9 protein-coding genes and 2 tRNA genes are annotated in these 8,781 nt (G+C 38.0%); 10 read left to right on the forward strand and 1 reads right to left on the reverse strand.

Features of this window, described 5'->3' with window-relative positions; translation table 11 throughout:
• Window positions 1-155 precede the first annotated feature (155 nt).
• The 7 genes from T429_RS11100 to T429_RS0108175 all read left to right on the forward strand — a co-directional run bounded on the left by T429_RS11100 (window position 156) and on the right by T429_RS0108175 (window position 6,999).
• Complete coding sequence (locus T429_RS11100; protein WP_005773397.1) at window positions 156-386, forward strand: hypothetical protein; 231 nt, start codon at window positions 156-158, stop codon at window positions 384-386.
• Window positions 387-395: 9 nt separating this feature from the next.
• Complete coding sequence (locus T429_RS0108150) at window positions 396-830, forward strand: hypothetical protein (RefSeq protein WP_005775108.1); 435 nt, start codon at window positions 396-398, stop codon at window positions 828-830.
• 304 nt (window positions 831-1,134) lie between these two features.
• On the forward strand, window positions 1,135-2,568 hold the full coding sequence (tig, locus tag T429_RS0108155; protein WP_005773671.1) for a trigger factor: 1,434 nt from the start codon (window positions 1,135-1,137) through the stop codon (window positions 2,566-2,568).
• Between the two features lie 126 nt (window positions 2,569-2,694).
• On the forward strand, window positions 2,695-4,194 hold the full coding sequence (gene gatB / locus T429_RS0108160) for an Asp-tRNA(Asn)/Glu-tRNA(Gln) amidotransferase subunit GatB (protein WP_005773670.1): 1,500 nt from the start codon (window positions 2,695-2,697) through the stop codon (window positions 4,192-4,194).
• A 168-nt stretch (window positions 4,195-4,362) separates the two neighbouring features.
• Window positions 4,363-4,761 (forward strand): NADH:ubiquinone oxidoreductase subunit NDUFA12, encoded by a 399-nt coding sequence (locus T429_RS0108165; protein ID WP_005773669.1) that lies wholly within the window; start codon window positions 4,363-4,365, stop codon window positions 4,759-4,761.
• Window positions 4,762-4,846: 85 nt separating this feature from the next.
• Window positions 4,847-5,275 (forward strand): DUF2155 domain-containing protein, encoded by a 429-nt coding sequence (locus T429_RS0108170; protein WP_026500962.1) that lies wholly within the window; start codon window positions 4,847-4,849, stop codon window positions 5,273-5,275.
• A 989-nt stretch (window positions 5,276-6,264) separates the two neighbouring features.
• On the forward strand, window positions 6,265-6,999 hold the full coding sequence (locus T429_RS0108175) for a rhomboid family intramembrane serine protease (protein WP_005773667.1): 735 nt from the start codon (window positions 6,265-6,267) through the stop codon (window positions 6,997-6,999).
• Here the strand turns inward: T429_RS0108175 and T429_RS0108180 are convergent.
• Complete coding sequence (locus T429_RS0108180) at window positions 6,989-7,819, reverse strand: TrmH family RNA methyltransferase (RefSeq protein ID WP_005773666.1); 831 nt, start codon at window positions 7,817-7,819, stop codon at window positions 6,989-6,991. The two genes, T429_RS0108175 and T429_RS0108180, sit on opposite strands and share 11 nt — an antisense overlap.
• Window positions 7,820-8,024: 205 nt before the next feature.
• Between T429_RS0108180 and T429_RS0108185 the strand changes: the two genes are divergently transcribed.
• The 3 genes from T429_RS0108185 to T429_RS09920 all read left to right on the forward strand — a co-directional run.
• Window positions 8,025-8,108, forward strand: a tRNA-Tyr gene (locus T429_RS0108185).
• Between the two features lie 31 nt (window positions 8,109-8,139).
• Window positions 8,140-8,213: transfer RNA gene (locus tag T429_RS0108190), tRNA-Gly, on the forward strand.
• A gap of 184 nt (window positions 8,214-8,397) precedes the next feature.
• Window positions 8,398-8,781, forward strand: a 384-nt coding sequence (locus T429_RS09920) for a GTP-binding protein (RefSeq protein ID WP_026500898.1), incomplete at its 3' end; no start/stop codon positions are given.

Raw genomic sequence — 8,781 nt, forward strand, 5'->3', positions numbered from 1 at the left:
GTGCGCTCTGCTTTGTCTCGTTGGGTGCGCGGCAAATAGGGCAGTTTCTTGTGTTGGTTGGTTACCAATTTATTTGGACAAGCAAGATCTGACCGCGATTAGTCCCAATTTAGCAAGAGATATATTGAAGCATAATCAACAGGGAGCACGCTTATGTGATTGGCAAAATGAGTAGAAAACAAAGTAATCAGGAACGAGATCTCTCAGAGACAGAACAACGGCTTCTTCATGAGATGATAGAAACGTACCAAGGCTTAAAGATGATGTCACGCATCATGAAGTGGATAGCCCTTATTGTCTTTATGTGTGTAATCGATTTTGCCCGTTTCATGGACGCGCTAGGGAATAGCTTCTCACACTTAAAAAAATGGATAACCAAGAGTTAGAGAAAATCTATGTTTGATATACCGCATAGAATTAGATTTTTAAAAACTCATAATGGAGATGCAAGCTTAGAGCAAGACTGCCTCTTAACATCAACAATGAATCGTCAATGGCAAAAATTTTTTGATAATCTTCTCATAGCTAGCTATCATTATCGTAAAAAAAATAAAGCAAAAAATCCAGATATTAGTTTTCAGAAGGATGTGATTGATGTTTCAGATGATGACGTGATTGAACAACGTATTGCGTTGATTAATTATTATTTGTCTGATTACCTCTTTAAGGAGGATTTTGATGAATGCTATATTACAAAATGCTATAGTTCTGGTAGTTTTGATGATTTTTATTTCGTGGCAAAAGTAAACGGTTTTAGTTTTCCACTTCATTTAGGAAATAAAAAATACCGTAAGATTTTTCATTCTAAAATTATCCAAACCTCTCCTTAAAAAGAAGTTTTGATTCGCAATTGCAATATATAGATGATGATGTTATTTGGTAGCGCTGTGGATTCTATATGCTAGGTGGTTCAAAAGGTGGTTTGATTTTTTAATATTTTTATTAACTTATTGAAAAATAGTGAGGAATTATTATTAAATGGCTCTCTCCATCCGCACCAAAGCAATCCCTTAAGTGCTACGGATTTCTACGTATCTGGAATTCCGCTTCATGGTAATGTAACACTTGAAGTGTTAGAATGTAATGATGATTAGAGTGGGTTTATCCCTCTCCTTAGAAAAATGAAGGTGTTTAATGCAGGTTACCGAGACGCTTAATGAAGGACTGAAGCGCGAAATTAAGATCGTGGTTCCAGCGAAAGATTTAGAAGAAAAGTTGAATGAACGATTGGATGATACCAAGGGTAAAATCAAGCTTAATGGTTTTCGTCCTGGTAAAGTGCCCAGTGGGCATTTGCGAAAAATGTATGGTAAATCTTTCATGGCAGAGATTCTTAATGAGATACTCGCTGATGCGCCACGTTCTGTTTTAGCGGACCGCAATGAACGCCCAGCGATGCAACCGAAAATTGATATAGATGAAGATGAGAAAATTCTAGATGGAAAAGCCGATTTTACTTTTAGTTTAAAGTATGAAGTTTTACCAAAAATTGAAATTAAAGCTTTTGAGCATATTGAAGTTATTCGTGAAATTGCAGCTATTCCTGAAAAGGATATTGATGAGCAAGTCAATCGAGTCCTTTCTTCTACACGTAATTATTCCCTAAAAGAGGGGTCTTCCGAAGAAGGTGATCGTATTACCATAGATTATCTAGGTAAGCTTGAGGGGGTTCCATTTGAAGGTGGGGCCGATAATGATGCACAACTGATTCTTGGATCAAAACAATTTATTCCTGGTTTTGAAGAGCAATTGGTTGGTGTAAAAGCTGGAGATGCAAAAACGATTTCTGTTAAATTTCCGGATAATTACAGTGCAGCACATTTAGCAGGACGGGAAGCAGAGTTTGACATTACTGTCAAAGCTGTCTTTAGACCAGATGAATTAAAAATTGATGATGAGGCCGCGAAAAAAGTCGGTTTGGAATCTCTAGATCGTTTGCGCGAGGTTGTACGTGGACAGATTGAAAGTCAATATGGTTCAATGACACGTCAAAAAGTTAAGCGTCAAATTCTTGATGCTTTAGATGCTGATTATAATTTTGAGATTCCTGAAGGACTTTTAGAAATTGAATTCAATAATATATGGGCTCAGGTTAATGATGATTTGAAAAGGGCTGGGCGTAGTTTTGAGGACGAAGGTGTTACAGAAGAAAAGGCGCGGGAGGAATATCATGTCCTTGCACAACGTCGTGTCCGTCTTGGTTTGGTGCTTTCTGAAATTGGAATGAAGGTTGGTGTTAAAGTTAGTGAGGATGAACTAAAAGCAGCCGTTTTTGAGCAAGTTCGTCAATATCCTGGACAAGAAAAAGAGATTATGGACTTTTTCCGTAAGACTCCGGAAGCTGTTGAAAATCTACGTGCTCCGATTTTCGAAGAAAAGGTCATTGATCATTTGTTAGCGCAGATAAAAGTCACAGATAAAGAAGTGACGATTGAAGAGTTGATGAAAGAATATGATGAATTAGATGTCTCTGAAGAAAAGCCGGCAAAGAAAAAATCTGCTGTGAAAGAAAAAGAAAAGTCTGCAGAGAAGACATCGGCTAAGAAAAAGGCTCCTAAAAAAGCTTAATATTTACCCAAACAGAATGAGCCCGATAGAATTGGGTTTGTTGTGGTATTATATTATAAGCTTGCACTGTGAATGGTTTGAGATAAGCCATGAGATATGTTTTAAAATATTGGTAGTGGATTGGCAATGAACATCATTGATACGCGTACTCCTGATTCTAAGCGTTTTATTTCTGGCGTTACAGGTGATTGGGAAGTCATCATTGGCATGGAGGTTCATGCGCAAATCATATCAAATTCGAAACTTTTTTCAGGTGCATCAACCAAGTTTGGTGCAGAGCCGAACAGTCATGTATCTCTTATTGATGCGGCTATGCCAGGGATGTTGCCTGTTCTTAATCAAGAATGTGTTCGTCAAGCAGTTCGGACAGGTTTGGGATTAAAAGCGCATATTAATTTAAAATCTGTTTTTGATCGTAAGAATTATTTTTATCCAGATTTACCGCAGGGGTATCAGATTTCTCAGTTTCGCTATCCCATTGTAGGAGAGGGAAAAATTACCGTATCTGTTGGTCCAGATTCGAAAGGCCAATTTGAGGATATCGAAGTAGGGATTGAAAGATTACATCTTGAACAGGATGCTGGAAAATCGATGCATGATCAACATCCGACGATGTCTTTCGTAGATCTCAATCGCTCTGGTGTTGCGCTTATGGAAATTGTTTCCAAACCTGATATGCGCTCATCAGATGAAGCCAAAGCTTATATGACAAAATTGCGTACGATTGTTCGTTATTTAGGAACCTGCGATGGCAATATGGATGAAGGTTCTATGCGTGCAGATGTCAATGTATCCGTTCGTCGTCCTGGTGAAGCGTTTGGAACGCGTTGTGAAATCAAAAACGTTAACTCTATACGCTTTATTGGTCAAGCGATTGAGTATGAAGCGCGTCGTCAGATCGCAATTTTAGAAGATGGAGGCGTCATAGAGCAAGAAACTCGGCTTTTTGATGCCACTAAAGGAGAAACCCGTTCTATGCGCTCAAAGGAAGAAGCGCATGACTATCGTTATTTTCCTGATCCTGATCTTTTACCATTAGAATTTGATCAAGCATTTGTGGATGCTTTGGCCGCGGATTTACCAGAATTACCTGACGCTATAAAAGCGCGTTTTGTTAAAGAAATGGGATTGACAGCGTATGATGCTTCCATTCTTGTGACAGAAAAAGCTATCGCTGATTATTTTGAAGAAGTAGCGTATGGGCGTGATGGAAAAATAGTGGCCAATTGGGTGATTAATGATCTTTTAGGGGCTTTAAATAAAGATAATCGTGAAATTGAGGAGTCACCAGTATCGCCAAATCAATTGGGAAGCATTATTGATCTTATAAAAGAAGGCGTTATTTCTGGAAAAATTGCCAAAGATCTTTTTGAGATTGTTTGGAATGAGGGGGGAGATCCGCGCCAAATTGTAGAAGAGCGCAATATGAAGCAGGTAACAGATACAAAGGCTATTGAAAGAGCTGTTGATGAGATCATTGCTAATAATTCTGATAAAGTTGCGCAAGCAAAGCAAAAACCTGCTTTAGCAGGTTGGTTTGTTGGACAGGTAATGAAAGTAACAGGTGGTAAGGCAAATCCTCAAACTGTTAATGAATTAGTTAAGATGAAACTTGGCATAGATTAAATTTTGTGGGGTAGAGAAGAATTTATAAATATGATATCTTCTCAAAATTAAGGGATAAAAAGTTATCCTATTAATTGGAGTTGTGCTGAATTAACCGGTAATTAAAGCATTAACAAGTTTATTCCAGTGATTGATTTTCATGAGCATACTGAAGAAATGGAATAGAAAATGGCTCGTTTTTTTAAGCAAATCTTTACCTGGTGGAATGGTAATACCATTGGTACGCGTTTTTTTACATGGCGCAAAGGTAAGCGGATAGGGGAAGATCAATTTGGCAATATATATTATGAAGGGGGATTTCATAAGGATGGTTATCCGCATCGTTGGGTTATTTATAAAGACTATTCTGAGCCTTCTACTATTCCACCAGGCTGGCACGGCTGGATTCATCATCGCTGTGAGTGTCCTCCAACACAGGAGGATTATCATCCCTATGAATGGGAGAAGCCGCACGTTGCAAATATGACAGGAACAAGTGAGGCCTATCGACCAAAGGGGGCTATTCCTTACAATGATGAGCGTCCTTGTGTACGTGAAGATTATGATGCGTGGTCACCTAAAAAATAAAATGTTTTAATGGGCGCGTGTATTTTTGTCTTATTTGGCTCTACGTTATAACAAGATTTATTTTTAAGGTGCGATTGGTTTTGATATGATAAGGTTTTTTTTATTGTTGAGGGTGAGAAATTTTATATATATTTTTTTAATGGAAATTTTAGTGTTTTTATCCTTAAATAGTGGGGGACGGGCTGAGCGTATTAGCAATGGAGTTGCTGTATTTGCAGGCCTTGATAAAATAACGGGGCGAACGACGCGTTTTGAAGTTTCTCTTGGTGAAGTTTATCAGTATGGTGCATTACAGGTAACACCCCGTGCTTGTTATACGAGCTCTAAAGATGAACCAACGCGTACAACAGGTTTTGTGGAAGTCAATGAAGTAACATTAGATAAAAAAATACGGCGTATTTTTGCAGGCTGGATGTTTGCGGATAGTCCTGGTTTGAACGCTGTTGAGCATCCTATTTATGATGTGTGGTTAAAAGATTGTAAGCAGAGTTCTCAAAACTTACCTCTTCAATAATAGTGCGTTATTATTTTGCAATTTGAATGAGATTCGAATTTCTATGATTTTCTCATTGCAGATTTTCTTACATTGAAACGATCAAAAGGATTGCCTTATTCGTTATAAGCGGCGGGTATATAGATAAGACTATTTAAAGAGCCTTTTCTTAAGGCGCGTGAAATCCATTTCGCTATGGCATTTTTTTGTGGTATAATGATAAATCCATTGAGTATTCCCCATCTTTACATTTGTAAAGGAGAAAGCAGACACTATCACACACTTGGGCCTGCTCTCAATGTTTCACGACAGTTTTTATCATCGCAACTTTTCTTCCTTGTAACGTGCAAGCGAATGGTTTTCCTTGATCTAGTATAAACTAAGTTTGGATTGGAAGAATCTTACGGCATTGAAAGATCTAACTCAATATAAATAAAACTAAATTATCATTATAGATCAAAACATTGCCTTTATGGGGAAACAGACTTTCAAATGCGTAATTTATGAAACACCAATGATGATATTGAGACAAAACAAACGTGTTGGTAGCCTTTATGCACATGGAGATTTTTTTTTCATTTAAAGAGTAGAAGTAATTCAAGCTCTGTTATTGGAACAAGAGAGGTTTAAGATTATTTAGAATTGAAGTATAATCGGATTTAAAAAATGCAAAAACTGGGATATTTCTGGCAAAAAGCAACATGTATGTATTTGATATTTTTATGATAGAGTGCCTCATAAGTGAGTTTGTTATTCATAAGTTTTTATACATGGCATGATAAACTGCACATTTTAATAAGAAGGATATCACTCATTTTGTAAATTATATTTTTAATATCCATACTTTTTAAAATCTTTTGTATAACAGACAGATATTTTTTACGGTGAGCTATTAAAAATTTAACAGAAATCTCAGGGAGGCGTTAAAAGATTTTGTATCACTGGGAGTGGTGTCTTTACTTTGTGTCAAGAGTAACCAGTTATTTCTAAAGAATAAGAGATTTTATCCAATGAAAGCTTCTCGTCATCAATATAAGAATGTTTCCCGATTGCCGAGACAACCCAAAGAACCCTTATTGAATATTCCGTTGATTATTGTTGTCTTGATCGTATTTTGTTTTTGTCTTTATTGCATTCCTCAGTATTTTTTTTCTCATCATCATTATATTGAAGGCCTTGAGTTTTTTTCATTCACACCAGCATTGTTTAAGACCAATCCTATTGCATTTTTTTATACCATGGTGAGTTATTCATTTATGCATGGTAGTTTTAAACATGTTGCTCTTAATATGGTTTGGCTTTTGATTTTTGGCTCTCCTTTAGTAAGGCATTTTGGTGTTTTACGTTTTTTAATTTTTTGGGTGTTAACGGCAGTTATTTCTGTTTTGACTTATTTTACATTTCATCAAGAAAGTATTATATCACTTGTTGGGGCGTCAGGTGCCGTATCTGGAATGATGGGGGCTATTGCGCGTTACGGATTTCCCAGCGGTTTAGGTGTCAATGCGCAGCGTGAAAAACCTTTGGGGTCTTTATTATCTATCAAAAAAGCCCTTTGTTCCAAGAGCGTTCTTATTTATATAAGTGTATGGCTGGCGGCTGATGTTATCATAGGTATTTCTTCCGTTCTGTTTGAAGAAAATGGTATCTCAATAGCATGGGAAGCACATATTGGTGGGTTTCTCACAGGTTTTTTGTTGGTTGGCTTTTTTGATGTTTCACAAAAAATAAAGACTAGAATCTAAGATATTTATGTGTCACATAAAGTGCTATTGTTGCTGCGTTTGAAACATTTAATGATTTAATATTTCCAGGCATATCAAGGCGCGCTAAAGCGTAAACGGTTTCGCGTGTTTTTTTTCGTAAGCCTTTCCCTTCTGCTCCTAAAACAAGAGCAATTTTATTTCCTGTTAATGTTGTTTCTAAAGGTTGGTCCCCTTCTGAATCGAGGCCAAAGCTCGTAAAACCTGTTTGATGGAGTTCTTGAAGAGTTTCAGCGAGATTTCGGACGGTGATATAATGAATCATTTCCAGAGCTCCTGATGCGGCTTTCGCAAGAACACCGCTTTCTTGGGGAGAGTGGCGGCAAGTGGTAATAAGTGCCTTAGCTTTAAATGCAACGGCAGAGCGCATAATAGCGCCAACATTATGTGGATCAGTAATTTGATCCATGACAATGACCAGATCAGTATTGGTGAGTTCCGATAGTTTGCATGGTTTTAGAGGAGAAGTTTCTAGAACAATTCCTTGATGAACGGCTTCACTTCCAACGAGCGAATCAAGATATTTTGGGGTACATAATGTAACAGGACAAGGATAATCTGATTCGGATATATTTAATCGTTTTAAGGCATTTTGTGTAACGTAAAGACATTTAAAAATTCTTTTTGGGTTTTTTAAAGCAGCCTGGACAGAATGAATGCCATAAAGATAGATAATTCCTTGCGGTAAAGAAGCGGCTTCCTTCTTAAGATGTGTAGAAGATTGAGAAGAAAAGCCTTTTGCATCGCGATATCGGCGACGTAAACGAGCATAATGAGAATTTTGTGATGTTTTTTCTTTCATAACTCCTTTATAGCGTTTTAATAAGAAAAATAGCTAGAAAAAATCTATGATTTAACGTTATGAGCAGGAAATTTGTACAGAATTGTATTTATTCTGTTGACAGATACAATCGTAATCGTCATAACCACTTCGCAATCAGATTGAATTGAATGGGTGTTCAAGATGATTGTCGTGATGCCTCATCGCGCGACTTTGCCGGTGTAATGGAGGGGTGCCCGAGTGGTTAAAGGGGGCGGACTGTAAATCCGTTGCGTATGCTACGTTGGTTCGAATCCAACCCCCTCCACCATTCATCGAAGGAGAGTTAGTACGTGGGTCATGCGGGTATAGCTCAATGGTAGAGCAGCAGCCTTCCAAGCTGAATACGCGGGTTCGATTCCCGCTACCCGCTCCAAATGGTTGTTGATGATTAGGCAAGTAGGTATAATGGAAAATATTCCATTATTTAAAAAGTGGGCGGGATTTTCCGTCTAAGAGTTGTGGTGATTGGGCTTGTGTAGGGTCCAGTTGAATTCAGTTCTGCGGGCCTGTTTCTAGGTGCTAACAAAGATAGAGAATAAAACAAGAGATTAATAGCGATGGCGAAGAGCAAATTTGAACGAACAAAACCGCATGTTAATATTGGTACGATTGGTCACGTTGATCATGGGAAGACTTCATTGACAGCAGCGATTACGAAATTTTTTGGTGAGTTTAAAGCATATGACCAAATTGATGCAGCACCAGAAGAGCGTGCGCGTGGTATTACCATTTCTACAGCCCACGTTGAGTATGAAACGGAAAGCCGTCACTATGCGCACGTTGACTGTCCTGGACACGCAGATTATGTTAAAAACATGATCACAGGTGCAGCACAGATGGATGGAGCCATTTTGGTTGTTTCTGCAGCTGATGGTCCGATGCCACAGACCCGTGAGCATATTTTGCTTGCTCGTCAGGTTGGCGTTCCAGCGATTGTTGTT

The sequence above is a fragment of the Bartonella elizabethae F9251 = ATCC 49927 genome (assembly GCF_000518165.1).
GTDB classification, from domain to species: Bacteria; Pseudomonadota; Alphaproteobacteria; order Rhizobiales; family Rhizobiaceae; genus Bartonella; species Bartonella elizabethae.